The following is a 25943-nucleotide window of genomic DNA, read 5'->3' on the forward strand; positions in this document are numbered from 1 at the left end:
CTTCCCCCTGACCGGCGCCAGGGTCGCCGGCCTTCGAGCGGGGAGCTTCCCACGCAACGCCCCCGAGCGTCAGAGTGAGGACAGGATTTCCGTGACGGGTTGAGGGCCGGAAGAGAGGCTTCCGCAGCTGCTCGTCGACAAACTCGCCGCCGTCCTTTGATGGCGGGCCTCGCTGGCGAGATGTTCGGCGAGTCTGATGGCCAAGGCGACGGCGGGAAGCGTGGGGTTCGCTTGTCCGGACGTAGCGAAAACGGAGCTGCCGGCGATATGGAGGTTAGCGATGTCGATGACGCGACAGTTGTGGTTGACGATGGCGTGGTTGCGGTCCACGCCCATCTTGGTCAACCCGATCTGATGGTATCCGTCTTTGGCTTGCGCGGCGATATGCTCTTCGAGGTTTTCGGGGGCTGCGTCGAATATCAGCTTGCCTATCTTGCGCTCCTTGAGCCAGCGATCCAAGGCGACATGTGCTTGGAGCGTCCCGCGAAAATCCTGAGGCAGATATCGGAATGAGACGTCGAGCTTGAACTGGCCGTCCGCATCTTGCTCTGGCTTGAGGAAGACGCGGCTTGAACTGCTTGGAATTTGCTCCCCATGGTAGCGAAGGCCGTATTTCATGTCTGGCCTGCGCAGCAGAACATATGGTTCGGCAAAGCTGAATTTTTGGCGAAGCAGCCCCAGCGCGGAAGAGGTCGCGCCAAGGGGATTGCGCAGTACATTATGCAGAGCATTATAGTAACGGAATCGGTCGGCTTCGCCCCATGTCGCCTTGTGGACGAAGGACTTCCGACTGTTCCAGAGATGTAGCAGCGAGAGCGCCGTGTCGGCCTCACCGAAAGCGGCCCTACGGTTCGTCGGCCAAAAAGCGATATTCGGCAGCTCGTGTGCCCGTTGCAATTGGGGGGCGGGTTGAAACCGGTTACACACGAAGGTTCCGGTGGATGTGCGCTTAAAAAGATACCGTTCGGCATGCTCTTTGGTGGCGAATTCGATCTGCGCGATCTGTCCAGCGAGGTGTCCCATGTAGAAGCGCCCGAGCGGCCCATCGCTTCCGCCGAACAATTGCGGAAACGCCAGCTGGAGGTTCAGTAGGAGCCGGGTATTACCTCTGCCGCCACAGGCCAGCACATATTGGTCTGCGCACACCTTGTACGAACCACCGCGGCAGGCAATCGACATGGAATGTACGCGCGCCTCAACCGGATCGAACGCCAGAGCTTTGATCCTCGCGTCCAGGGCGACGAAGAGGTTCTTCGAAGAAGCGAGCTCGGCGCTGTTGGCCTTCGCTGTGTTGCGTATTCGTGTCCAGCTTTCCCGGGATGATGGGAAATCAGTCTCCGGTTCCGGCTCCGATCGCTCGCCGGCGACGTTGCTGCTCAAAAGAGCCCGTGCCCGCTGATAAAAAGGCGAAATCTCTTCGTGAGCAATAGGCCAACCGGAGTGTGCGACATAATCTCTTGCCTCGAAGTCTATATCATCCAGCTCAACGCATTGCCCACCCCATCGTTCGGACGTGCCGCCAAGTCCGGTGGCCGAAGTAAGTCGGTCCGCAGCGTGATAGATATCGTCTTCTATGTCGAAGCCTGTTTCGTTTCGTTGGGGTCGCTTCGATCGTTTCGGCCCCGCTTCGAGAAGCAGCGTTCGCATGCCGCGCCTGCTCAATTCAAGCGCAGCGGCAATACCGACCGGGCCAGCGCCCGCGACGCACACGTCAAACGCCTGTTGAAAGACCTCTAAACCCGCAAACATCTGCCCCCCACTTTTGAGCCAGCGCCCTTTTAGCCGCCACCGCAATCACCCTTCCGTCCCCTCGTGGCACTGCGGATCAGTCTTGGCGGGATCGCCAGCGGATTGAAGACGGAGGCGCCAACTGACACGGCACGCTAGAGTTTCACTATCCGCAGAACAACTTCGCCTAAAGTAGGATGATTTTGCTCGTCACCTCGATCAAAAGGATTAGTGGCAGCTTCCGCCAACGCATTGTCCGGCGTGAAATCCGTTGGTCTCCCGTCAGGAACTCGACCGGGATGTCCGGAAATCGACGCCGGGCTAGGGGCGCGCGGCGTCGAGCTCGTCTCGCTGCCCGACGGCGCGTGCCGGAGGACAGGCTGAGGCGCGAGGTGGCTGAAGCCGACCTCCTGCTCTTGTGCTACACGCCGATCACCGCCCGCATCATCGCCGCGGCTAGGCGCCTCAAGGTGTGGCGGCGACGTCGTAATATGAGCGAAATTCATATAGCGTCCCGAAATCACAAGTCTCTGCGTGATCAAGCCCCGCAACCAAATCAAAAAAAGCCCGCCAGGCGAAAACCGGCGGGTTTTTTGTTTGCCGCGCAACCGCACGACGGCTTGAGCGCCTCGAAAGCGGCCAGCAAGCAGCCGCCCCATGCGCCGACGTGCGACATCGCATCCTCAATCCATTGTTCAGATTGAGAGAATCGTAATTCAACACGCCAGTCCAGACACCCGCGCACAGGTCTCCTAGTGCCGCACGGGCTTCGGGGTGGTAGCGAGCAGGTCCATTACCCGAGGGCACGACACTAGGAGGTCACACAGTATGACGAAGTCATCCGGGTCCCTTGGTGCCGCCGACAAATGAAACCAGTCCGGGTTCTCTCCTCTTGGTGACCACACAAGTCGCTCCTCCAGAAGATAGACGCCGTAGATGACTTCAATTTCGCCGCGGGCCGCCAAGTTCAGGCGCGAACGAATGCCATATCCGGTCAGCGCCGCGTTTAGCGCTATCGCCACCTCAATCAGTGTGGTCCGATATCCCGGCCGGCGGACGACCTCGGTCCCATACACCCTCTCCAGCCAGGTCGCGCCAAGCTGGATGACGATCAGTATGCTGTCCAGGATTTGACGCAGATCCTTCTGCGTCATGATTTGCATATATTTTGCTGGCTCCAGATAGACGTCGACGGCCGCCGAAACGGCCCCGCACCCGCTGTGGCCGAGGATGACTATCGTGCGCAGGCTATCCTTGAGATGATCAACAGCATAGCTCAGACTGGCCGTGACGTCGTCGCCCATGCCATTGCCGGCCACCCTGACGACAAACAGGTCGTTCGGGCCCTCGGAAAAGATCAGCTCGACCGGAACACGCGCATCGGCACAACCGACAATTGCCGCAAACGGTTGCTGTTTGGGTGCCGCGCTGCGCCCGGGAAGAAGGCCGACATCATGCGGGTCGACAGCGATGTTCAGCTTTGCGGGTGGTGATGAGGCGATCCGGTCAAGGAGTTCGGCGAAGGCCCGGTTTCCAGCCTCGAGTCTCGACCGGGCAGCGTTCGCATCCGGTGGTAGGGGCCTATACACAGCATCGAACGCGAACCGGTATGTCACTTCGGCCAACCAGGTCTGATCCTCCTTCGAGGCGCCTTCGAGCAGCTTCTTTGCCATCTTGCAGTCTCCCTCGACAGTGATCGAAACAGGGGCGGCAATGCAAATCCGTGACTTTCCACATTAACACTTTCACGCGTGGGCGCACCTCTAAACCAAACTGCGCGTGTCATACGGCTAAGGCCGTGCATCCAGACGGGAGCCGGCGTGCCGCCGGCGACCCATGAACGGCAGGCCGCGGCTCTGGGCAGATCGCTGGGGACTTAGGCCGAAGGTGTATCGCACCATACAGCCGGCTCGTTGTTGTGATTATGATGGGCGTGGTGTGGGTGTTGGTACATCCGTGACGTTATCGTTGGCCCATGTCGTGATCGCGTGGACCTGCCCGGTGATATGATCTCGCAAGTAGGTTTCCTGACCTGCCAGGCCCATTGGATAAAGCTTATTTCGGCTGGCCTCGTAGTCAGCACTCTGGTCGGTACAGAGGCGAATGCGCATATCCTGCGGCGTGACACCGGTCCGGTTCGGCAGATGATCCACAAGCACTGCATCTGGGGACAGCGTTCCATCGAAGGCGTGCGTCAGATATTGCGCGGATCTTTCGTTGCGTTCCCGTTCTGTCGTGGCGCCCAAGATGACCACCATCACGCGCCTTCCGTTTCGAGTGGCGAGCCCGACGATATTTCGTCCAGATGCACATAGGAAACCAGTCTTCATCCCGATGGTGCCGCTGAAACGCGTCAACAACAGATTGTTGGACTTGATCTCTTTACCGTCGATCGTGACTGCCGAAGCCAGGAAGAAGCGGCGATATTCAGGAAACATCCGGTCCACTTCCAACCCAAGGATCGCAAGATCGCGGGCAGTCGTGTAATTCTCTCTGTCAAATAGACCGTTTGGATTGGTAAAATGCGTGCCCGTAAGCCCGATGCGGGCCGCCGCTTCATTCATTCGCCGAACGAAAGACGTTTCGCCGGAAGCGACTACTTCTGCCAAGGCTACAGCGACGTCATTTGCTGAAGCCGTAATCGTGGCAAAGAGCGCGTCTTCGAGGGTCATTGTCCGGCCGAAGGTCAGGCCGGATTCGACAAACGCCTGTTTCGTTGCGTTGCGGGTCATGGTGACCGGCGTCGTCAGTGTCACCTCGCCAGACCGAAGGGCTTCAAACACGACGAACGCGGTCATGAGCTTGGTTGTCGAGGCCGGATACCAGGGTACGCCGGCATCTTCCTGATAGAGAACTTGATGGCTGTCGGCATCCACGACGAGTGCCGGCGTTGCATTCGCCGGTGTCCACAAAAAAAGGGACGCCATAAACACCAATCTTTTCAAAGGTTTTCCGGCGATTATGTTTTTCGTCATCTGCCAGTCTCCGGGGAAGGCGTCCTAATGACATGATGTGCCACGGGGCACAAGCGTTCGCTGCGGCGCGTCGGACGCGCGTTGCTTCGCTAGGTAACGCGACGCTGCCGAAGGCGAGGGATCTTCGCGATTGGCTATCGATGGTCATGCGGGGTGGGGAACGCACTAGCCTTGCGACAGTGCGCGCGCAGTCGCGAAGAAGGCCTGTATTGACTTGCTGCTACGGCGATCCTTCAGGCAGATCAGCTTTTCATGCATCGAAAGCGGCTGGTGTTCGAGCGCGATTTTCACCAGCCTCGGATCGTTGTCGAACTCCGCTTCGGACACAACCCCGAGACCCATGCCCGCGGCAACGATCCGCCGGACGGCTTCGCGTCCTTCGGCCTCGATTGCGTAGCGGAGGGTCACCCCTTGCGCCCCCGCGAGCTTCTCCAGCATCTGCCTGGTGCGTGAACCCTGCTCCCTCATGATCAGGGGCCATGCGCTCAACGCCTCAAGCGGAATGCTCGTCCGCGTCGCCAGGGGATGCGATTTCGCGGCGAAGAGCACGACAGGCGAGACATTGAGCGAAAAGACTTCGAACGGGCGCTCATCAGCCAATTCGCCAAGGACGCCGACGTCCACGTCGTAGGCAAGCAAATCCTCCACGATGCTGTTGGAATTGCCGCCGACGATCTTGATCTGAATGCCGGGAAACCGCGCCTGGAAGACGGTGAGCACGTCCAGGACGTGATCCACCGAATCGGCTGCGATCCTGAGCATGCCTGCCCTCAGCGATCGCTCCTCCTGCAGGACCTCGAGGGCTTCGCCTTCGGCATCGAACAGGCGGTGGGTCGCCGCCAGGAGCCGGGAACCTGCCGGTGTCAGCTCGATCTGACGGCGCTTTCGAACGAATAGGGCGACGTCGTATTCCTCCTCCAGCCAGCGCACCTGGTCGGAAATGGCAGGCTGCGTGAGGTGCAATGCTCGGGCAGCTTGCGAAAAACTGCCGGCAAGAGCCACGTGATGGAAAGCCCGAAGCTGGACATAGCGCATGACAGGCGGAAGCCCCCTAGGTGATGCATGGGCATCGAAGAATTCTTAATTTGTCTCATTAATATCGATTTTGTTCACTCTCCGATAGATGCGATAGCTTGCACGCAGCTGCACGATGATCGGAGAAAGCGATGAAAGCCACAGCATCCGCCCTGGTTCACACGGAGGGCGAAGCCAACACATCGGCAGCGCGCGGGGCCTGGAACGCCCGGATGGGCGACGAACGGACGAACTCCCTTGTGGCGCGCGACGCCGCCGCCTTCCTGCACCAGAGCCTGTCAAGCCCCTGCCTGACCGCCATCGCCAAGGCGGAGGGCATCTGGATCGAGGACACCTCTGGCCGGCGCTACATGGACTTCCATGGGAACAGCGTTCACCACATCGGCTATGGCCATCCCCGGCTGAAACAGGCAATCAAGGCCCAGATCGATGATTTGTGTTTTGCACCGCGTCGTTTCACCTGCGAACCTGCCGTCGAGCTTGCCGAGATGCTCGGCCGTCTTGCGCCCGGCGATCTCGGCAAGGTCTTGTTCACCACGGGTGGATCCGATGCGATCGAAGTCGCGCTGAAGCTGGCGCGCGCCGCGACCGGCCGGTTCAAGACGCTTTCCTTCTGGGATGCCTTCCACGGCGCCGGCTTCGGCGCGTCGAGCGTCGGCGGCGAGGCGACCTTCCGCTCGGGCATAGCCGGCCCGCTCCTGCCGGGCGCCGAACACGTCGCGCCCTGGGCGAACCGCCACTGCGGCTATGGCCAGGACAATCTCGAAAGTTCCGCGCGCGCCTGCGCCAACATGATCTCCTACGTCCTCGCCCGCGAGGGCGATTTTGCAGCGCTGGTCGCCGAACCGATGCGGGCGACGCCCAATCCACCGGCGCCGGGTTTCTGGAAACAGGTGCGTGAGGCCTGCGACCGGCACGGAACCTTGCTGATCTTCGACGAAATTCCGACCGGCCTAGGCAAGACCGGCCGCTTCTTTGCCTGCGAGCACGACGACGTCGTTCCCGACATCCTCGTGCTCGGAAAATCGCTCGGTGGCGGCATTTTGCCGATCGCGGGCGTGGTCGCCAGGCGCGATCTCGACGTGGCGGGCGACTATGCCATCGGCCACTACACGCACGAAAAGAACCCGGTGACGACGCGCGCGGCGCTGACCACCATTTCCATCATCATCGAGGAGGGGCTTGCGGAGCGCGCCGCCGAACTCGGCGGCTATGCGATGGACCGGCTCAGCACTTTCGGCGAACGCTGCGCGGCGGTCGGGGATGTGCGCGGCCGCGGCCTGCTTTTCGGCGTCGAGATCGTATCCGACCGGACGGATTTCACGCCGGACAATGCGCTGGCGGAGCGGGCCTATTATCGCTGCATGGAAGCGGGGCTGAGCCTGAAGATCAGCCAGGGCAACGTCATGACGCTTTCGCCGCCCATGGTGGTCTCCCGCCAGGAACTCGACCGGGCGCTGACGATCGTCGAGCAATCGATCCTCGCGGGTTGAAGCGCCGGACATCGGATAAGGCAGGAGGAATTGCTACGACCCACATGTCGACGCATCGGCGATGACCGGACACGGTATCGAGAATGTCGATGATCTTCACGAGGTGGTAGTTTGAATCTGTCACGCTCCGCCATGTAGGAATGTAGGGTTTGGTCGAGAACTTCCGAGCAGAAGTCCGGCGTACCGTGCCAGGAAATCAACGACGGACATGATCCTTGAGGAAAAGGAGCCAGGCCCGGATTTTCTGCGGGACCATCTGCATGGGCAGGTGCATCGCGTAAATCTGGTGATCGGGGAAGCGATAGGACGGCAGGGCGTCGGCCAACGTGCCCTTGGCAAGTTCTGGCGCGACGAACCAGTCAGGCAGAAGCGCAACGCCTGCGCCGGCAACCGCCAGCGCCTTCACAACCGATGCGTTGTTGGCAAGTAGCCGGGACGGACGAGGCACCTCGAACGCGCATTCGCACCCGTCTTCGTCGAACATTGTCCAGCTTTTCACATGGTCGACGGTGGCATTGCTGATGTGCGGCAGCGCGCTCAGCATCTTGGGCGCACCAACGACAGTTCGATCAACGCGGGCGAGGATGTCCGGCGACGCGACTGGCCTGAGCTGATACGTCCCCAGGTGCACACCAGCATATGGCGACGTCTGGAATTGCTCGTTGCGCCCCAGCCGGATTGCGACGTCAAAGCGGTCGCGCAGGAGGTCGACATTCGTCGGATAGGCTTCGAACTGGACGTCGAGGTCTGGATGCAGCGCAGTGAATTTCTGAAGCGCCGGAGCGATCACCGCGACGCCATATTCAACCGTCGATGTCAGGCGCAAGCTGCCGCTCAGCACCGTTTGCTCCGTGCGCGCTTCGGCAATCGCCTCATCGGCTTCCGTGAGAATGCGAAGGCAGCGCGCATAGAACCGTTCGCCGGCATCGGTCAGAGCAAGGCTGCGCGTGGTGCGATGAAGGAGCGTGACGCCCAATTCGCTTTCGAGCTGCTTGATGTTGAAACTGACGGCGGCCCTGGCCTGATTGAGTTGCTTGGCGGCCGCAGTGAACGATCCTGCTTCCACGACGGCTCGCAAAGCAGTCAGGCGATCAAGACTCACCGCCATAACGCACTCCAATTGGTAAATAGAGTCGACAAGTGTTGTCGAATTGTATCGCCTTATTCGACGATATGAAAGGGAATACCCTGCGGGCGTCATTCCTATCAAAGGTTTTCCCGGTGTCCGCCCGCTCCCGAATTGCCACCCTCTATCTTCTCGGCTTCGCCGTCGATCTCGCGAATATGTTCATCTTCAATGCCGCCCTGCCGGCGTTGCAGCGGGAGCTGAGCGCATCCGTCGTGCATCTCGCCTGGGTCGGCACGATCTACATGCTCGGCCTGACTGTCGCCATTCCGCTGGGGAGCTGGCTTGCGCGCCGGATCGGCGAACGCCGCGTGTTCATTGCCTCTCTGCTCATTGTGGCGGTGGGAAGCTTCGGCGGGGGTATGGCCACTGGGATTGCGACGCTTCTCGCCTGGCGGCTCGTTCAGGGTCTCGGCGGAGGACTGCTCGTGCCGGTCGGCCAGAGCATGGCCTATCGCGCCTATCCGCCGGAAGACCGCGCCCATCTGACGGCCGTGGTCATGACGGTTGCGCTGCTGGTGCCGGCACTTTCACCCGCCATCGGCGGGATCGCTGCCGATCATGTGTCCTGGCGCTGGGTGTTTATCGGTGTTGCGCCACTGGCAGCGGCGATAGCAGCATTGGCCCTTGCCTGGGCGCCGGTCGATCGGTTGGCGGAAGCGAAGCCGGCGCTCGACATTGCCGGCTTCCTGCTGAGCGCCATCACCCTGTTTTGCCTTCCCCTTGGCCTGACGCTCACTAGTCAGGCGGGACGTGGCGTTCATGCCGCGATTGTCCTTGCCTTGGCGATTGTCGCGGGCGCCGCCTATGTCCGCCATGCGCTGCGTTCGCGCGAACCGCTGCTTGATCTGCGTCTGCTCTCCGATCCGATGCTCAGGACTGGCAGCATCATCTACCTGTGTGTGCCGGGCGTTTTCACGGGCGTAAACCTGATCGCCTCCCTGTACTTGCAGGACCGCCTTGGTCTGACGGCCACACAAACGGGAATGCTTATGCTCCCATGGGCAGCCGCATCCTGCGTCGCCATCATGTCCACGCGGCGGATGTTTGCGTCCCGAGGCCCGCGCTCGCTCTTTCTCGTCGGCATGACCGTCACCAGCGCCGGCGTGCTGCTGTTGGCCACACCATTCGCCGGAATGTTCACCGTCAGGATCACGTCCTTTGTTTTGATGGGTTTCGGAGCGAGCCTTTGCACGAGCACGGCCCAGACGGCAGCCTTTACGTCGGTTCCAACGGAACGGATGGCAGAGGCAAGCGCGCTGTGGAACATCAACCGTCAGCTCAGTTTCTCGCTCGGTGCGAGTGTGCTGGGAGGCTTGCTGGGGCTCTTCCTCGCGACCAGCGGCGGTGCGGCCGATGCCCTGGCTTACCGCTACTGTTTTGTGATCGCTGCCGTTCTGATCGTGTTTCCGCTGCCCTTCGTTCTGCGCCTGCGGCGAGCCGATTAGCGCGCGTAGCTCATTCTTTCACACTGTCCGACAAGGAGCCGAACGTGACCGATACTAAAAGATTCTTCCGTGAGATTGTCGATGTCCACGTCGCGATCGAACGCTGGTTCATCGGGGCGGCTCGGCCTGCCGATCTGGTGCAACTGCTCGAACGCTTCTCGCCTGAGTTTCGCATGATCTCCATGCAAGGGACCGCGCTTGGCAAAGAGGGCGTGGGCGAATTGTTCGGACGTCTGCACGGGAAACGCCCGGAGCTGCGGATCACGGTCGACGAGATGCAGATCTGCCATGAATGGTCGGGCGGAGCCTGCGTCACCTATCGCGAGACGCACGCGGATGCGGGCGGGGTTCAAACCGCAAGACGCTCGACCGTCGTTTTGGAAGCTTTAGCGGATGGCTCGCTCCGATGGCGGCATCTGCATGAAACGCCGGTTGCGGCTTAGGCACGTCTACGATGCCCCTTGTAAAGTTTCCCTCCGAAGGTCGCCCCTCTAGCCGACCGCCGACAATAATCTTGTGAAAAATCCGATACTAGGGCACAATTTGTGAACGCATCTGAAGTGCGGCGCTACTCCAATCCGGCCGTCTCGCCGAGTGACAGTTCGCGCCCGAGGGGCGGCGTCGATGGATCAGGGGTTCTTTCTTCTGTTCGCTACGGTGGCCGTGGTCGCGGCCCTGATGGTCGTCGTGGCGCGGAATCCGGTTCACAGCGCATTGGCGTTGATGGCTTGTTTTCTGCAGATCTCCGCAATCTTCATCATGCTCGAGGCGCCGTTGCTCGCCGTCATCCAGATCTTCGTCTATGTCGGCGCGATCATGGTGCTGTTCCTGTTCGTGATCATGATGATCGACGTGCGCGAAGCCGTCTTGCAGCGGTTCTTGCCCGGCGGTAGCCTTCCAACTCTCGTGCTGCTCGTCCTGCTTGGGATCGAGATGCTCGTGCTGGTGCTCCGGAGCGACCGCTTTTCCGTCGTCGAACCGGTCGCGACGCGCGACGGCGACGCGATCAGACAGCTTAGCACGACGCTTTTCTCCGACTATCTCCTGCCGTTTGAAGCCGCCTCCGTGATCCTGCTGGCGGCCCTGGTGGGCGCCATCGTGCTGGCGCGGAAGGAGTCGGGGTGATGGTTCCGCTCTGGTGGTATATTTTGCTCGGAGTGGCCCTGTTCGTGATTGGAGCGGCGGGCGTCTTGCTCAGACGCAATATTCTGGTTGTGCTGATGTCGCTGGAGCTGCTGCTCAACTCGGTCAACATCAACTTCATCGCTTTCGGCCGTCAGTACGGCGATTTCCGCGGGCAGATCTTCGCGATCTTCGTCATCGCAATCACTGCGGCGGAGGTTGCCGTCGCCCTCGGCATCTTGGTCGCCCTTGTGAGGAACAAATCCACCCTCAAGGTCGACGATGTGACCATGATGAAAGGATAGCGGCTTGGACCCGGAGACAACGATCCGGCCGCTGCTTGCCGTCGCCGTCCCGGCTCTGGCGGCCCTGGCCGTTGTCCTTCTCAACAACCGCGAGAAACTCCGCGACATCGTCTCGCCGTTGGCCGCGATCGCCCTGTTCGCGATTGTCGCATCGATGGCGCCCACAGTACTGGCGGGCGGGACCGTCGATTTGCGCCTTTTCGAGATACTACCGGGGATCGACTTCGCTTTCCGCGTCGATGCGCTCGGCATGGTCTTTGCCACAGTATCGTCACTTCTATGGATCGTGGCCGCGATCTATTCCATCGGCTACATGCGGCACCTGAAAGAGCATGCGCAGACCCGGTTCTTCGCCTGTTTCGCCACCAGCCTGGCAGCGGCCGTCGGGGGCGCCTTCGCGGCCAATCTGTTTACGCTGGTGATCTTCTACGAGGTACTCAGCCTCGTTACCTATCCGCTCGTCTACCACCACGAGGACGAAGAGGGATGGAAGGGCAGCCGCAAGTATCTCGTCTATCTGATGGGCGCGTCGAAAAGCGTGCTGCTTGCCGCGCTGGCGCTGACCTATCACATTGCGGGGTCGCTGGACTTTGTGGCGGGGGGACTGCTGGCGGGGGCCGATGCCTCGGCGGCGCTGCTGACAGTCGTCTATTTCTGCTATCTTTTCGGCTTTGCCAAGGCCGCCGTGATGCCGGTGCACGCATGGCTGCCTGCCGCGATGGTCGCGCCGACACCAGTCAGCGCGCTCTTGCATGCGGTGGCGGTGGTCAAGATGGGCGTATTCTGCGTGCTGCGCGTGGTGTTCCACGTCTTTGGCGTCGGGCTGGTCGGCGAACTGGGCCTCGGCACAGCCACGGCCTATCTGGTCTCGTTCACCATCCTGATGGCGTCGGTCTACGCCCTGACCCGGGACGATCTGAAGGCCAGGCTCGCCTATTCGACGGTGAGCCAACTGTCCTATATCGTGCTGGGCGTGGTTCTGTTGTCGCCGGTCGCAATGGTCGGCGGGATTATCCACATTGCCGCGCATGCCTTCTCGAAAATCACACTCTTTTTCTGCGCCGGGTCGATCTATTGCGCGTCTGGCAAACGGAACATCAGCGATATGGCCGGTATCGGCCGTAGGCTGCCCTGGACGATGGGGGCATTCTTTGTCGGCTCGCTCAGCATGATCGGGGTGCCGCCGACCGCGGGCTTCGTCAGCAAGTGGTATCTGGCGCTGGGCTCTGTGGAGGCGGGGGAGATTGCATTCCTGATCGTGCTGTTAGTGAGTTCTGTCCTGAACGCCGCCTACTTCCTGCCGGTCAGTTATGTCGCCTTTTTCGGGACCGAGGTGCAGGAGAGCCCGGCGACGGTCCGTGAAATTCCGATGATGACGATCCCGCTGGTCGCAACCGCCATCCTTTCGGTGCTGATGGGCATCTTTCCCGGCTATTTTCTCGCTCTGGCGGACGGAGTGGTCAAATGATCAAGCGCGTCGTCAACTTCTTTGGTGACGAAGAATATGCGAGGCAGCGCCGCCGATTGTTCTATCTGGTGCTTGCCCTGATCGTCGTCGCCGACTTTCTGGTTTCTCGCGAACACGCCGAATACCTGTGGGACCGCCTGCCTGGTTGGTCTGCCGTTTACGGCTTCGGCTCCTGCATGGTTTTGATTTTCGTTTCCAAGTTCCTCGGCCACCAGTGTGGGCTCATGCGGCGCGAGGATTACTATGATTGATTTTATCCATCCGAGCCTGATCTTCATTCTCGGCGCGCTGCCGATCCCGTTGCTCAATGGGTCGATCCGCAAGGCCTATCTCCTGCTGGTTCCGGCGCTGGCGATCCTCGCCGTGCTTGCGATGCAGCCGGGCAGCTATGGCGAGATGCAATTCATCGGGCAGGAAGTCCTGATCGCGAAGGTCGACAAGCTGAGCATCGTCTTCGCCACCGTTTTCACCATCATGGCGCTGATCGGAACCGTCTACGCGCTGCACCTGCCTCACGCCGGCCAGCATGTCGCAGCGTTCGTCTACGTCGGCAGCGCGCTCGGAGTGGTATTCGCCGGTGACTACCTGACCCTGTACCTGTTCTGGGAGGCCATGGCATTTGCCTCTGCCTATCTGGTCTTCGCCCAGGGCAGCCGGCAGGCGATCGCCGCCGGTTTTCGCTATCTCATGGTCCACATCACCGGCGGGGTTGCCCTGCTCGGCGGCGTCATTCTCCACGGGCTGGCCACCGGCTCGCTGCTTTTCGGTCCGATCGAGGGTGGGATGGGCGTCGGCGCCTACCTGATACTTGCCGGGTTCCTGCTCAACGCGGCGGTACCGCCGCTCAACGCCTGGCTGACCGACGCCTATCCGGAGGCGACCGTCACCGGGGCGGTGTTCATGAGCGCTTTCACCACCAAGACCGCCGTCTACGTGCTGGCGCGGGCGTTTCCGGGCACCGAGCTTCTGGTCTGGCTCGGCACCGCGATGGCGCTCTACGGCGTCATCTACGCAGTACTGGAGAACGACTGCCGGCGACTGTTGGCCTATCACATCGTCAGCCAGGTGGGCTACATGGTGGCGGGCATCGGCATCGGGACCGAGATGGCCGTGAACGGGGCCACCGGCCATGCCTTCGCGCATATCCTCTACAAGGCGCTTTTGTTCATGGGGGCCGGGGCGGTCATCTACGTCACCGGCCGTCGCAAGCTCACCGAGCTAGGTGGGCTCTACAAAACCATGCCGATGACCGTGGCGCTCTATATGGTCGGTGCCTTGGCGATTTCGGCATTTCCATTCTTTTCCGGCTTCGTCACCAAGTCGATGGTGGTGGCCGCCGCCGGTCAGGATCATCGGGCGCTGGTGGTGCTGGCGCTGACGATGGCGTCGTCAGGGACGTTCCTGCACACCGGACTGAAACTCCCGTACTACATGTTCTTCGGCACGGATCAGAAGCTGGAGGCGCGCGAACCGCCCGGCAACATGCTGGTCGCGATGGGCATGGCGGCGGTGCTGTGCATCGCGATCGGGGTGTTCCCCCAGATGCTTTATGCGCTGCTGCCCTATCCGGTCGACTTCGAACCCTACACTGGCGCCCATGTCACAGAGAGCCTTGGCGTGCTGATGTTCACCGCGTTGGGGTTCGTGTTGTTCCTCAAGGCGCTCGATCCCGAGAATACGATCAGCCTCGACACTGACTGGTTCTACCGCAAGGGCGCACGGGTCTTCATGTGGATCGCCGAGAAACCGCTGGCGCGCTACGAGAAGGCGGTGAGCGACGTGTCCGAGACCGCGGCGCTGCCCTTCCTGCATGGGGCAGCACGGGCGGGACTGCGGATCGATCTCACCGGCGTGGACGCCATCGTGAACGGCGTTGCCCGCTCGATCCTACGCTGCGGCGCGGCGCTGCGTCGGCTCCAGACCGGCGTCGTGACCCACTACGTGCTGGCGATGATTGTCGGTGTGATCGCAGCCGTTGCCGTCTTCGCCGTGGCGTGGCGGTAGGAGGCGCGATGGGATTCCCGCTACTCAGTCTCATCGTATTCACGCCCGTCGCCGGTGCAGCGGTTCTGATGTTTTTGCGCCGTGACGATGCAGTGCGATGGACAGCACTCGGTGTCACCATCCTCGACCTAGCTCTCTGCTTGGCCATGCTGGCCAGCTTTGACACCACTACCCATGAGATGCAGTTCATCGAGAGGCACCCTTGGGTGCCCGCGCTTGGGATCACATATGCGCTCGGCATCGACGGAATAAGTGCGCTCTTCGTGTTCCTGACTGCGCTGTTGGGCTGGATCTGCGTGCTTGCCTCCTGGGCCGCGATCGACCGCAAGGTGAAGGAGTTCATGGTCAGCCTGCTGGTCATGCAGGCGTTGATGCTGGGCGTGTTCTGCGCGCTCGACCTGTTCTTGTTCTACGTCTTCTGGGAGGCGATGCTGATCCCGATGTACCTGATCATCGGCGTCTGGGGCGGCGAAGGCCGGGTCTATGCAGCGTTCAAGTTCTTCCTCTACACGCTGGCGGGAAGCCTCCTGTTCCTGATCGGTGTCATCGTGCTCTATCTCCACGGCGGCAAGACCTTCGACATCCTCGCCCTGACAGCGCAGGATTTGCCGTTCCAGGTCCAGTCCTGGCTGTTTTTCGCCTTCCTGATCGCCTTCGCGGTCAAGGTCCCCATGGTCCCGGTCCATACCTGGCTGCCGGATGCCCATGTGCAGGCGCCGACGGCGGGCAGCATCATCCTGGCGGGCGTGCTCCTGAAAATGGGTGCGTACGGATTCCTGCGGTTCTCGCTGCCGATGCTGCCTGAAGCGTCAGTGCACTATTCGACGCTGATGATGGCACTTTCGGCGCTTGCGATCGTCTATGGCGGGTTGCTTGCGCTGGCGCAGGATGACCTGAAGAAGCTGGTGGCCTATTCGAGCATCAGCCACATGGGCTTCGTGACGTTAGGGATTTTTGCGCTGAACCTGCGCGGGCTTGAGGGCGGCATCCTGCAAATGTTCAATCATGGCGTAACGACGGGAGCGTTGTTCCTGTTCGTCGGCCTGATCTACGAGCGGACACACACGCGCAGCATGGCGGAGTATGGCGGGTTGATGAAGGCGGCGCCGGTCTACACCGCGTTTCTTGCGTTGTTCGTCCTGTCGGCGATGGCGCTGCCGGGAACGAATTCATTCGTGGGGGAGTTGCTCGTGCTGTCGGGCGGGTTTGCCGCCGACTTGGCCGTCGGCGCGACCGCTGTTTTGGGCGCATTGCTGGGCGCGGCCTATCTGCTTGGCATGTACAGGAAAGTCGCGCTTGGCCCGGCCAGCGTCGGCGCCCGGTTCAGCATACGCGATGTGAATGCCCGCGAGATGGTCGCAATCCTGCCCCTGGCCGCCTTCGTGCTTTGGGTCGGGCTCTATCCGAAACCCTTTCTCAACATTATCGATGCCTCCGCGAAGCATCTGCTGATGCAGGTGCACAGTAAGGGGAGCGGCCAATGACCGCCGCCGCGCTCTTCCAGTCGGTGCTGGCGAGCCTGCCCGAGATCGTGGTGATCACGGGGGCCTGCATCCTGTTGATCCTGGGACAGTTTCTGCGGAAGGGGCAGGCCCCTGTCCTTGTCTGGGCTTCCGTCGCGGTCGTGGTGATTGCCGCCTCTGTGACACTCATGCGCGCCGGCGAGGCGCAGCCGGCCTATGCGGGCATGTTCATCGCTGACCGCTTCGCGGTCTTCTTCAAATTCGTGTTCTACCTAGCCACCGTTCTGACATTCCTGCTTTCGCGGCGATATGCCGAGACCGAAGGGATCGGCAGCAGCGAATACTATGTCCTGCTGCTTCTTGCGCTTTCAGGAATGATGATCATGGCCTCGGCGACCGACCTCCTGTCGGTCTATGTCGGCGTCGAACTGATGGCGATCTGCACCTATGTGCTAACCGGCTTCCTGCGGCGAGAGCAGCGGTCGAACGAAGCGGCGCTGAAATATGTGATCCTGGGCTCGGTCTCGACCGGGATTTTCCTGTACGGCGTTTCGCTGGTCTATGGGCTCACCGGCACCACACAATTGGACGCGATGGCTGCGGCGGTGACCGGCGATCCACTCGATCCCGGATTGCTGCTGGCTGTTGTCTTCATCGTCGCGGGGCTGGTCTTCAAGGTCGGCGCGGTGCCTTTTCACATGTGGATCCCGGACGTCTATGAAGGCGCACCGACGACGATCACGGCCTTCATGTCGGTAGGCCCCAAGGCGGCGGGGTTCGCGGTGATCCTGCGGGTGTTCCTCAATCCGCTGGTCGCGACCTCGGACGTTTGGATTATCCTCGCGGTCCTTGCTGTGGTGACGATGGCGCTCGGCAGTTTCGTGGCGCTGGTGCAGGATAATTTCAAGCGACTGCTGGCCTATTCGAGCATCGCCCATGCCGGGTTCGCCATTTTCGGCGTGGTGGCTGGCGGCGCCGACGGGATCGCCAGCGTGATGCTCTATCTGTTGATCTACTCTTTCATGAATCTCGGCATTTTCGCCACCCTCATCATGATGCGGAACGGCGATTTCTCGGGCGAGATCATCGAAGACTACGCGGGTTTCGCCAAGTCACGCCCCGGATTGGCGCTTCTGATGCTGCTCTATCTGTTCTCGCTGGCCGGCATTCCGCCGACGGCCGGTTTCTTCGCCAAGTTCTACGTCCTGGTCGCGCTGGTCGAGCGCGGTTTCGTCATGCTGGCGGTGATCGCAGTGCTGCTGAGCGCCATCGCTGCCTACTTTTACATCCGCATCGTCATGGTGATCTACATGCGGGAGCCGGAACGGGCGTTCGAGCCGGCACTGACGCCCTTGGTCCGCGTCACGCTCGCGTTCACCGCCGTCGGCACCATCGGCATCGGCCTATTCCCGGCGTGGTTTCTGAGGCTTGCCCAGCATTCGGTTTTGGGGGCTAATTGATTGGATTTGCAATGATCCGCCCGGGGGAATAAACTGGAAGTTCAAGAAAGGATAGCCCAAGTCCCTTCCCTGGGCGACGCATTACCGGTCCGAATTGGGTCGGTCGCGGCCTGAGGAAAGCCCTCGGCGGGTGAACGGGGCAACGCGATATGACTGCGATGGAGTTCCTCCCGGTTCTTGTCATGGTCGCCGGAGTTGTTCTGGTGGCGGGGGCGACGCTGTTTGTCTCTTCGCTGCTGCGTCCGTCCAATCCTTATCCCGCGAAGAACATGCCCTATGAATGCGGCATGGACCCGGCAGGCGAGGCCGCCGGAGGCCGCTTCCGGGTGCAGTTCTTTGTTCTCGCAATCCTGTTGGTCGTCTTCGATGTCGAAACGATGTTCCTCTTTCCCTGGGCCGTCGTGCTGAAAGACATCGGACTGGTCGGCTATGTCGAGATGTTCGTCTTCATAGTGCTGCTTCTTGTGGGCTTCGCCTACGCCTGGCTGAAGGGAGCGCTGGAATGGGAGGCGTAAACAATGCGATCCGCGACAGCGTGCTGTTCACCACCGCCGAGAGCGTTATCAACTGGAGCCGAAAATCGGCGCTGTGGCCCGAGACCTTCGGTATTGCCTGCTGCGCCATCGAGATGATTTCGGCGGGTTGCGCCCGCTATGATCTCGACCGGTTCGGCGTGGTGTTCCGGCCATCACCGCGCCAGTCCGACGTGATGATTATCGCCGGTACCATAACCCGGAAATTCGCGCCCGTTGTACGCCGGCTCTATGATCAGATGCCGGAACCACGCTGGGTTATCGCAATGGGCACCTGCGCAATCTCGGGTGGGGTCTACAACACATACGCCGTGGTGCAGGGAGCGGAGACCTTCGTGCCAGTGGACGTGCATGTTCCCGGCTGCCCGCCACGGCCCGAGGCGCTGATGCATGGCATCCTCCTGCTTCAGGAGAAGATCAAGAAATCCCGAGCGCTGGCCGGAACGCCTCTGGACCGGATCGCGGTGCCATGAGCGTGGAGACACCCCTCGATCTCATCCTGATCACGGAGCGCTTCGGCAACGTAATCGACGATCTTGGCTTCGCGCATGGCGTTCACGCCTTCGCCGCTCGACCCGACATGGTCGTCGAGCTTTGCCGGTTTCTGAAGGAACACCCGGCGCTGCGGTTCAATTTCCTGTCGGACATCTGCGGGGTCGATCATTACCCCGAGTTGCCACGCTACGAGGCCGTGTATCACCTCTATTCGTTGCCGAACAAATGGCGCGTTCGCATCAAATGCCGCCTCGACGATCCGCCGCGGGTCCCGTCGGTGACGGGCGTCTGGCGGACGGCCAATTGGCATGAGCGCGAAGCCTGGGACATGTACGGGATAAGGTTCGAGGGTCACCCCGACTTGCGGCGGATCTACATGTGGGAAGGGTTCGAGGGCTTCCCACAGCGCAAGGACTTTCCGCTCCGGGGCTACAAGGACGAGCTGAACCCGTTTGGCGCCGAAGGCCCGCCGCCGACACAGCCCGACCTCGCGACCAAGGACATTCCATAAGGGAGGCCGCTCCACGTCGGGAATTTGAGATGACCGAAGTCACGGAACTGAGCAGGCCGGAAGGCGAGGCGCTCGACACCAAGGAGGTGCTCCTCAATCTTGGCCCACAACATCCCAGCACGCACGGGGTGCTGCGGCTCGTCCTTGAGCTGGACGGCGAATATGTCGCTCGCGTGGACCCGCATATCGGCTACCTCCACCGCGGCACGGAAAAACTGGCCGAGAGCTTCACCTACACCCAGATTTTTCCGCTGACCGATCGGCTCGACTATGTCTGCCCGCCGTCGAACAACCTGGCCTTCGCGCTCGCGGTGGAGAAGCTCCTGGGCATCAAAGCGCCGATCCGCGCGCAGTATATCCGCGTGCTGATGGCCGAACTGGCGCGGATCTCCGGTCATCTCCTGATCACCGGCGCGCTGCCGCTGGATCTGGGGGCAATGACCGCGCTGCTCTACGCCATGCGCGAGCGCGAAATGATCATGGACTTGCTGGAGATGATCAGCGGCGCGCGGATGCACACCTCCTTCTGCCGGGTCGGCGGTGTGCGCGAGGACCTGCCCGACGGTTTTTTCCCCAAGATCAGGGAGTTTTGCGACATCTTCCCGAACCGGATTCGCGACTATGAACGGCTGATCGAGAACAACCGGGTGTTCCTGAAGCGAACGCAGGGAATCGGCGTGATCACCGCCGAAGACGGCATCGATTTGGGCCTGAGCGGCCCGAACCTGCGCGCCTCCGGCGTCGACTGGGACATCCGCCGCGACGAACCTTACGAGATCTACGACCGTCTCGACTTCAACGTTATCACCCGCGAAGAGGGCGATTGCTATGCACGCTGGCAATGCCGGGTGGAGGAGATGCGTGAGAGTATGCGCATCATCGAACAATGCCTCGAGCAGATGCCCGAGGGGCCGTTCCAGATCGACATGCCGACGGTCGCTTTCCCCGTGGACAAGGACAAGGTGCATTGCTCGATGGAGGCACTGATCCAGCACTTCGACCTGTCGGCGTATGGCTTCAAGGTGCCGAAGGGCGAGGTCTATTCGGCGATCGAGGCGCCAAAGGGTGAACTCGGGTTCTACATCATCAGCGACGGGTCGGAAAAACCGTTCCGCATGAAGGTGCGGGCACCGTCGTTCGTCAACCTCCAGGGCCTGTTCGGGACGAGCAATGCGCACTACCTGGCCGACATGATCGCCGTTCTGGGCAGCCTCGACCCGGTAATGGCCGAGGTGGACAAGTAGCGGGAGATTTGGACGCGATGAACATGCGCGAAAAGATCGAAGTGGCGGCGGCGCGCTATCCGAACCAGCGCTCGGCGATCATGCCCGCCCTTCTGATCGCGCAGAAGGAGCATGGCCATCTGCCAGGCCCCGTATTGGAAGAGGTCGCCGACATCCTCGGCGTCGAGCGGATCTGGGTCTACGAGCTGGCGACGTTCTACACGCTCTTCCGCACCGAGCCGGTGGGGATGTTCCACTTGCAACTCTGCGACAATGTCTCCTGCATGCTGCGTGGATCCGAGGATTTGCTGAGGCACCTGGAGGCGGTGCTGGGGATCAAAAAGGACGGCACGACCCTGGATGGGCTGTTCACGCTTTCGACCGTCGAATGCCTCGGTGCTTGCGAGATGGCCCCGGTGATGCAGGTCGGCGACGACTATTGTGGCGGCCTCGACATTGCGCGGATCGACGCGCTGTTGGAACGGCTGCGGGCGATAGCGGGGCAGGCGATTGGCGCCGATCCCGCCACCACAGCACCGCCCGGAGAGTAGTGTCATGATGGAACCCGTCCTTCTCAGGAATGTGGGCGTGCCGGACGGCCATCAGCTCGCGACCTACGAGGCCGGCGGTGGCTACCAAGCGCTGGCAAAGGCGCTTCGCGAGCACACGCCCGACGAGATCATCGATCTTATCAAGGAATCCAACCTGCGCGGGCGAGGTGGGGCCGGATTCCCAACCGGCATGAAATGGAGCTTCGTGCCGAAGCGCGTCGGCAAGCCGAAATACCTGTGCTGCAACGCTGATGAGGGCGAGCCGGGCACCTTCAAGGATCGGATCATCATGGAGCGTGATCCGCACCAGTTGATCGAGGGGATGGCTATCGGCGGTTACGCGATCGGGGCTGAAACCGCCTATGTCTACATCCGCGGGGAATATGCGCTGGCGATCCGGCGGCTCGAGCAGGCGCTCGCCGAGGCGCATGCGAAGGGATATCTGGGAAAACGCATTCTCGGCTCGGATTTCAATTTCGCCGTGCATATCCATTGCGGTGCCGGTGCCTATATCTGCGGCGAGGAGACAGCGATGCTCGACTCGCTAGAAGGCAAGCGGGCGCAGCCGCGCTTGAAACCGCCGTTTCCGGCGGTCGAAGGCCTCTACGCCAGCCCGACCGTCATCAACAACGTCGAAACATTGGCCTGCGTTCCGCATATCGTGGCGCGAGGGCCGAACTGGTTCCGCAGCATCGGTCCGGACAAAAGTCCCGGTCCGAAGCTCTACTGCCTCAGTGGCCAGGTGCGGAAACCGGGCCTTTACGAGCTGCCGATGGGCATACCACTGCGCGAACTGGTCGAGGACCGCGCCGGCGGGCCGCTGCCTGGACGCAAGATCAAGGCGGTGATCCCAGGCGGCGTCTCGGCGCCAGTGATCCCGGAGCATGGGTTCGACGTTGGGATGGATTTCGACTCGCTGGCGGCTGCCGGCTCAATGCTCGGTTCGGCCGGGGTCATCGTAATCGACGACTCGACCTGCATGGTCAAGGTCGCCACCCGCATCATCGAATTCTTCCACCATGAGTCCTGTGGCAAGTGCACCCCGTGCCGCGAAGGGCTCAACTGGGTTGTAAAAGTGCTACGCCGGGTCGAGGCGGGGCAGGGGGCGCCGGGCGACCTCGAACAACTGCAGGCACTCTGCAAGGGCATTTTCGGCAACACGTTCTGTGCTCTGGGCGATGGTGCGGCCATGGGGCTGCGGGCGGCGCTGACGCATTTCGAGCATGAATTCGTCGCCCATATCGAAGCGGGCAGGTGCCCGTTTCACTGAGGAGCGCAAATAGAAGGCCGCAGGAAGGCAATGGTTAGCATCACGATAGACGAACAAACACTGGAAGTGGAGGCAGGCTCGACCGTGCTGCAGGCCGCCGAGCGTTTGGGCATCGACATCCCGACCTTCTGCTACCTGAAGCGGCTGCCGGCGCTGGCCTCCTGCCGCATGTGCCTGGTGGAGATCGAAGGGCAGCGGCGGCTGCAACCCGCATGCGCGACCGCGGTCACAGACGGCATGGTGGTGCGGGCAAACACGCCGCTGATCGAGGAAACACGCTCTTCCATGCTCGACATGCTGCTCGCCAACCATCCCCTCGATTGCCCGATCTGCGACAAGGGCGGCGAATGCGAGCTTCAGGACCTGGTGATGGCGTACGGGCCCCGCGAAAGCCAGTTCCGTGACGCCAAACGTGTGTTTCACTCCAAGGACATCCGCCTCAGCCCGGTCATCATCATGAACGTCAACCGCTGTATCCAGTGCCAGCGTTGTGTCCGGATGTGCGAGGAAGTGGTCGGCGCCGTCGCCTTGGGCACGGTTGAAAAAGGCATGGATACCGCCGTGACCGGCTTCGAGGGCAGCCTCGCGAGTTGCGACCAATGCGGCAATTGCGTCGAGGTCTGCCCGGTCGGTGCGCTGATGAGCTTTCCCTATCGCTACAAGGCGCGGCCCTGGGATCTGGCCGAGACCGACACGGTCTGCCCGCATTGCGGTACTGGTTGCCAGCTGACCGTCGGCACGCGCAAGGGCGAGTTCATGCGGGTCCGCTCGAAGCAGGAATATGGGGTCAACCGCGAAACCCTTTGCGTGCGGGGGCGCTTCGGCCTCGACTTCGTCGGGAGCCGGGACCGGATCAAACGGCCGATGGTCCGTCGTGATGGCGCCCTTGTCCCGGCTTCCTGGGAAGAAACGGGGGACTATCTGCAGCGGCGGTTGTCGGCCGTCGAGGGAAAGGTCGCGGGCGGCCTAGCCTCGCCGCGCCTTCCCAACGAGGTTCTTTACCAGTTCCAGAAAGTGATGCGGACGGTGTTCCGGACCAACAACATAGACTGCGGGTCGCGTTGGGCCACACCTTTCGATGCGCTTGGCCCATTGCTGGCGGGTTTCTACACACGGGCGCCATTGCAGGATGTGATCGGCAACGATTGCGTGCTGGTCGTCGGTGGCAACGTGACCGAGGAAAACCCGGTCACCGAATATCTGTTGCGGGACTGCGCGCGGCGACGGCAGACGGGCTTGCTCATGCTCTCGGCGCGGCCATCCCGTCTGGACGCCGATGCCCGGGCGGTCGTTCGCGTTCCTCCTGGCGGTGAGGCGGCCGGCCTTGCGGCGGTGGTGGACGGTCTCGTTAAGGCGGCCGGTCAGGCCGTGCCGGGCGAAGTTCCCGCGGATATCGGCACACCAACCGGCAGGCTGGGCGTAACCGATGGTGACGGGGCGGACCGCCTCGCTGCTGCGCTGCTGGACAGTGGCAGCGTCACCGTTCTTGTCAGCGTTGACCTCCTGAGATCGCCACTGGCGCGCGCAGCATTGCAGCAGATCAACAAGCTGCTGCGGCTTCTCCGCGCCCTCGGCAAGGACCTGGCGATGCAATTCCTGTTCGACCGTGCCAACCAGCTGGGCGCCTGGGACATGGGGATTCTGCCGGCAGCGCTACCGGGACTACGTGCCGTCACCGATGATGTTGCGCGCGCAACTCTCAAACAGGCCTGGGGCGCCGCGATCCCGTCTGAGCCGGGCGCAGATTTCGGGACCATGCTTGAGCTCTGTGACGGCGGGCGGATGGGCGCGCTCTATATCGTTGGAAGCGACCCAGTGATGAGCTATCCGGACCGGAAACGCGTCACGCGGGCGCTTGGCGCCGCTGATCTCCTGATCGTACAGGACGCATTCCTCACGGACACGGTGGGGCTTGCCGATGTGGTGCTGCCCGCAGCGAGTTACGGCGAAGAATCCGGTACCTTCACCAGCAATGAGGGCAGAACCCAGAAAGTCTGCAAGTTCCGCGAAGCCACCTTCGAGGCGCGGGGCAATCTGGCGATCCTCGACTTTGTCGCGGCGCTTCGAAATCAGCAGTTACGGCCGTCGACGCAAGCGGAAATCTTCGACGAGATGACCCAACTGGTACCGGCCTATCAGGGGCTGACGCTGAACGGGCTTGGCATTGACGGAGCATTTACCCGATCGGTGCCGACACCGCCGGCCGATGAGTTCCTCGCGCCGCCGCCTGCCATTCCGAATGCCGGCGACCGGCTCATGCTGATCACCGGCAACTGCCTGTTCCACAACGGATATCTTTCCGAACGCTCCGCGATCCTAAATACGGTCGCAGCCGACCCATATGTCGAGATGAGTGAGCGCGATGCCGCGCAGCTTGGTCTTGCGGATGGTGATCACGTGGCCGTGCGATCCACCCAGGGTGAACTGAGAGCGCAGCTCAAGATCAACAGGCACTTTCCCAGCGGGCTCGTGTTCGTGCCGGAAAATTACCGAGACCTGCGTCTCAACAGCCTGATGCGGCAGGGCGAATACCCTTGTCCGGTGGAGGTTGAAAAGGTGCGCGCCGCCTTCGATGCGGCGGCGGGAGTCGGGGCAGCAACTGAAAATCCCGGCCGAGGCATTGCCGAGCTTCCGGGCAGTCCACCCTAATTCCCGCTCCCGGTTTGCGCCCTCAGTGATAGGCGGTGCCGGCAATGTACTCGTGCATCGCCTGTTCATTGCGCAGCGCTTCTTCGAGCCGGTGCTTGACCACGTCGCCGATGCTCACCACGCCGACAGGCGCGCCGCCTTCCATGACCAACACATGGCGCGTGCGCCAATTGGTCATGATCGCCATCACAAAGGGCAGCAGATCCTCTGTCGAGCACGTCGCCACATTGCGGTTCATGATATCGGCGACACGCATCGTGGGCGCCCCGTTTCCGTATTCAGCCACTGCATTGCAACAGTCCCGTTCTGACAGCGTGCCCAGGCATTCCCCGGGCGAACGGCTGACGACCACGAAGCCGATATTGTTCGCTCGAAACAGCCGCAGGACTTCTTCCATCGTCTGATCCGGCGTAACCGAGATGAGGTTGGGAGACTTGGTTTTCAAAATCTGGCAGACATGCATCTGAGCCTCCTGTCTGCGCGTTCCGGCTTGGCGGCGGACGCGCACTCACGTTTGCCGGATATTCCGCCACCAGTTGTACCCCTGCAGTTCGCTCGTCTCGACCAGAACGTCCCCGTCGGTGTTCAGGTGCGCCGCGACCACACCGCCGCCGGTCGTCGCCTTGCCCGGCTTGGCAAGCAGATCGTCACGCCCGATCACCAGGTCACGCGAGGAAAAACTCGAGAATTCGTATTGCTGGCCAAGCGCGATCGCGTCCGCTGGGCAAGCGTCCTCGCACAGCCCGCAGAATAGGCATCGGGCCGTATCGATCTCAAATTTTGCCGGCCGACGGTTGCCCTTCTCGTCTTCGTAGGGAACGACTTCGATGCAGTAGCAGGGACAGATCCGCGCGCAGAGTTCGCAGGCCACGCATTTGATCTCGCCCTGGTCGTCGCGCTTCAGGAAATGGTGCCCGCGGTAACGCGAATAAGGCAACCATTTTTCCTTGTCCGGATACTGCATGGTCACGGATTTGGAGAACATGTAGCCGAATGTCAGAGCCAAAGCTTTCGCTAGATCGGCGAAGAACACCCAACCGATCCATGTTCCAACTCTGTCTCCTGCGTGCGACATCGCCGCCCC

Annotated in this window: 24 protein-coding genes; 17 read left to right on the forward strand and 7 right to left on the reverse strand. The window is 61.5% G+C overall.

The annotated features are described in order from the left end of the window. Positions 1–69 precede the first annotated feature (69 nt). From C6558_RS37260 to C6558_RS37280, 4 genes are all read right to left on the reverse strand, one after another. Positions 70–1749, reverse strand: a complete 1680-nt coding sequence (locus C6558_RS37260; RefSeq protein ID WP_082523643.1) for a GMC oxidoreductase — start codon at positions 1747–1749, stop codon at positions 70–72. Positions 1750–2480: 731 nt separating this feature from the next. After that, positions 2481–3401 carry a carbonic anhydrase gene (locus C6558_RS37270; protein WP_107028706.1) on the reverse strand — a complete coding sequence of 307 codons (921 nt, stop codon included), beginning with the start codon at positions 3399–3401 and terminating at the stop codon, positions 2481–2483. 249 nt (positions 3402–3650) lie between these two features. Next, positions 3651–4703 carry a D-alanyl-D-alanine carboxypeptidase family protein gene (locus C6558_RS37275; RefSeq protein WP_057217331.1) on the reverse strand — a complete coding sequence of 351 codons (1053 nt, stop codon included), beginning with the start codon at positions 4701–4703 and terminating at the stop codon, positions 3651–3653. A gap of 165 nt (positions 4704–4868) precedes the next feature. Continuing rightward, positions 4869–5738: a LysR substrate-binding domain-containing protein gene (locus C6558_RS37280; RefSeq protein WP_057208390.1), complete on the reverse strand. Its 870-nt coding sequence runs from the start codon at positions 5736–5738 to the stop codon at positions 4869–4871. A 131-nt stretch (positions 5739–5869) separates the two neighbouring features. On the opposite strand from C6558_RS37280, the gene C6558_RS37285 reads away from it, so the two are divergent. Further along, positions 5870–7231, forward strand: coding sequence for an aspartate aminotransferase family protein (locus tag C6558_RS37285; RefSeq protein ID WP_107028707.1), 1362 nt, complete (start codon positions 5870–5872; stop codon positions 7229–7231). Between the two features lie 196 nt (positions 7232–7427). On the opposite strand, the gene C6558_RS37290 is transcribed toward C6558_RS37285, so the two are convergent. Continuing rightward, positions 7428–8339 carry a LysR family transcriptional regulator gene (locus C6558_RS37290; protein WP_057217325.1) on the reverse strand — a complete coding sequence of 304 codons (912 nt, stop codon included), beginning with the start codon at positions 8337–8339 and terminating at the stop codon, positions 7428–7430. A gap of 113 nt (positions 8340–8452) precedes the next feature. Here C6558_RS37290 and C6558_RS37295 point away from each other — a divergent pair, with 113 nt between their 5' ends. The 16 genes from C6558_RS37295 to nuoG all read left to right on the forward strand — a co-directional run bounded on the left by C6558_RS37295 (position 8453) and on the right by nuoG (position 24859). Then, on the forward strand, positions 8453–9805 hold the full coding sequence (locus tag C6558_RS37295) for an MFS transporter (RefSeq protein WP_107028708.1): 1353 nt from the start codon (positions 8453–8455) through the stop codon (positions 9803–9805). A gap of 44 nt (positions 9806–9849) precedes the next feature. Next, positions 9850–10248, forward strand: coding sequence for a nuclear transport factor 2 family protein (locus C6558_RS37300; protein WP_107028709.1), 399 nt, complete (start codon positions 9850–9852; stop codon positions 10246–10248). A 181-nt stretch (positions 10249–10429) separates the two neighbouring features. Then, positions 10430–10930 carry an NADH-quinone oxidoreductase subunit J gene (locus C6558_RS37305; RefSeq protein ID WP_025431456.1) on the forward strand — a complete coding sequence of 167 codons (501 nt, stop codon included), beginning with the start codon at positions 10430–10432 and terminating at the stop codon, positions 10928–10930. Further along, positions 10930–11232, forward strand: coding sequence for an NADH-quinone oxidoreductase subunit NuoK (gene nuoK, locus C6558_RS37310; RefSeq protein ID WP_025431455.1), 303 nt, complete (start codon positions 10930–10932; stop codon positions 11230–11232). The genes C6558_RS37305 and nuoK overlap by 1 nt, the downstream gene beginning before the upstream one ends. Positions 11233–11236: 4 nt before the next feature. Beyond that, the gene (locus C6558_RS37315) at positions 11237–12700 is read left to right on the forward strand and encodes a monovalent cation/H+ antiporter subunit D family protein (RefSeq protein WP_025431454.1); all 1464 of its coding nucleotides are present in this window, start codon (positions 11237–11239) and stop codon (positions 12698–12700) included. Then, complete coding sequence (locus C6558_RS37320; protein WP_057217318.1) at positions 12697–12951, forward strand: hypothetical protein; 255 nt, start codon at positions 12697–12699, stop codon at positions 12949–12951. Before C6558_RS37315 ends, C6558_RS37320 begins: the two co-directional genes overlap by 4 nt. Next, positions 12944–14704, forward strand: a complete 1761-nt coding sequence (locus C6558_RS37325; protein WP_107028710.1) for a Na(+)/H(+) antiporter subunit D — start codon at positions 12944–12946, stop codon at positions 14702–14704. Before C6558_RS37320 ends, C6558_RS37325 begins: the two co-directional genes overlap by 8 nt. An 8-nt stretch (positions 14705–14712) precedes the next feature. Then, positions 14713–16188 carry an NADH-quinone oxidoreductase subunit M gene (locus C6558_RS37330; RefSeq protein ID WP_025431451.1) on the forward strand — a complete coding sequence of 492 codons (1476 nt, stop codon included), beginning with the start codon at positions 14713–14715 and terminating at the stop codon, positions 16186–16188. Continuing rightward, positions 16185–17627 carry an NADH-quinone oxidoreductase subunit N gene (locus tag C6558_RS37335; protein WP_107028711.1) on the forward strand — a complete coding sequence of 481 codons (1443 nt, stop codon included), beginning with the start codon at positions 16185–16187 and terminating at the stop codon, positions 17625–17627. Before C6558_RS37330 ends, C6558_RS37335 begins: the two co-directional genes overlap by 4 nt. A 149-nt stretch (positions 17628–17776) precedes the next feature. Next, entirely contained in the window at positions 17777–18142 is a 366-nt protein-coding gene (locus tag C6558_RS37340; protein ID WP_025431449.1) for an NADH-quinone oxidoreductase subunit A, read from the forward strand. Continuing rightward, a complete protein-coding gene (locus tag C6558_RS37345; protein ID WP_025431448.1) occupies positions 18130–18633 on the forward strand; it encodes an NADH-quinone oxidoreductase subunit B family protein in 504 nt (167 codons plus the stop codon). The genes C6558_RS37340 and C6558_RS37345 overlap by 13 nt, the downstream gene beginning before the upstream one ends. Beyond that, positions 18630–19166: an NADH-quinone oxidoreductase subunit C gene (locus tag C6558_RS37350; protein WP_107028712.1), complete on the forward strand. Its 537-nt coding sequence runs from the start codon at positions 18630–18632 to the stop codon at positions 19164–19166. The genes C6558_RS37345 and C6558_RS37350 overlap by 4 nt, the downstream gene beginning before the upstream one ends. Positions 19167–19195: 29 nt before the next feature. After that, the gene (gene nuoD, locus C6558_RS37355; protein ID WP_057208367.1) at positions 19196–20410 is read left to right on the forward strand and encodes an NADH dehydrogenase (quinone) subunit D; all 1215 of its coding nucleotides are present in this window, start codon (positions 19196–19198) and stop codon (positions 20408–20410) included. 17 nt (positions 20411–20427) lie between these two features. Beyond that, positions 20428–20940 (forward strand): NADH-quinone oxidoreductase subunit NuoE, encoded by a 513-nt coding sequence (gene nuoE, locus C6558_RS37360; RefSeq protein WP_107028713.1) that lies wholly within the window; start codon positions 20428–20430, stop codon positions 20938–20940. Positions 20941–20944: 4 nt separating this feature from the next. Continuing rightward, positions 20945–22210: an NADH-quinone oxidoreductase subunit NuoF gene (gene nuoF, locus C6558_RS37365; protein WP_107028714.1), complete on the forward strand. Its 1266-nt coding sequence runs from the start codon at positions 20945–20947 to the stop codon at positions 22208–22210. A gap of 30 nt (positions 22211–22240) precedes the next feature. Next, positions 22241–24859, forward strand: a complete 2619-nt coding sequence (gene nuoG, locus C6558_RS37370) for an NADH-quinone oxidoreductase subunit NuoG (RefSeq protein ID WP_107028715.1) — start codon at positions 22241–22243, stop codon at positions 24857–24859. Between the two features lie 22 nt (positions 24860–24881). On the opposite strand, the gene C6558_RS37375 is transcribed toward nuoG, so the two are convergent. Together C6558_RS37375 and C6558_RS37380 are read right to left on the reverse strand one after the other, a co-directional pair. Then, complete coding sequence (locus tag C6558_RS37375) at positions 24882–25322, reverse strand: CBS domain-containing protein (protein ID WP_057217299.1); 441 nt, start codon at positions 25320–25322, stop codon at positions 24882–24884. 45 nt (positions 25323–25367) lie between these two features. Next, positions 25368–25934 carry an NADH-quinone oxidoreductase subunit I gene (locus C6558_RS37380; RefSeq protein WP_057217297.1) on the reverse strand — a complete coding sequence of 189 codons (567 nt, stop codon included), beginning with the start codon at positions 25932–25934 and terminating at the stop codon, positions 25368–25370. Between the last annotated feature and the right edge of the window lie 9 nt (positions 25935–25943).

The sequence above is a fragment of the Ensifer sp. NM-2 genome (assembly GCF_003024455.1).
GTDB classification, from domain to species: domain Bacteria; phylum Pseudomonadota; class Alphaproteobacteria; order Rhizobiales; family Rhizobiaceae; genus Ensifer; species Ensifer canadensis.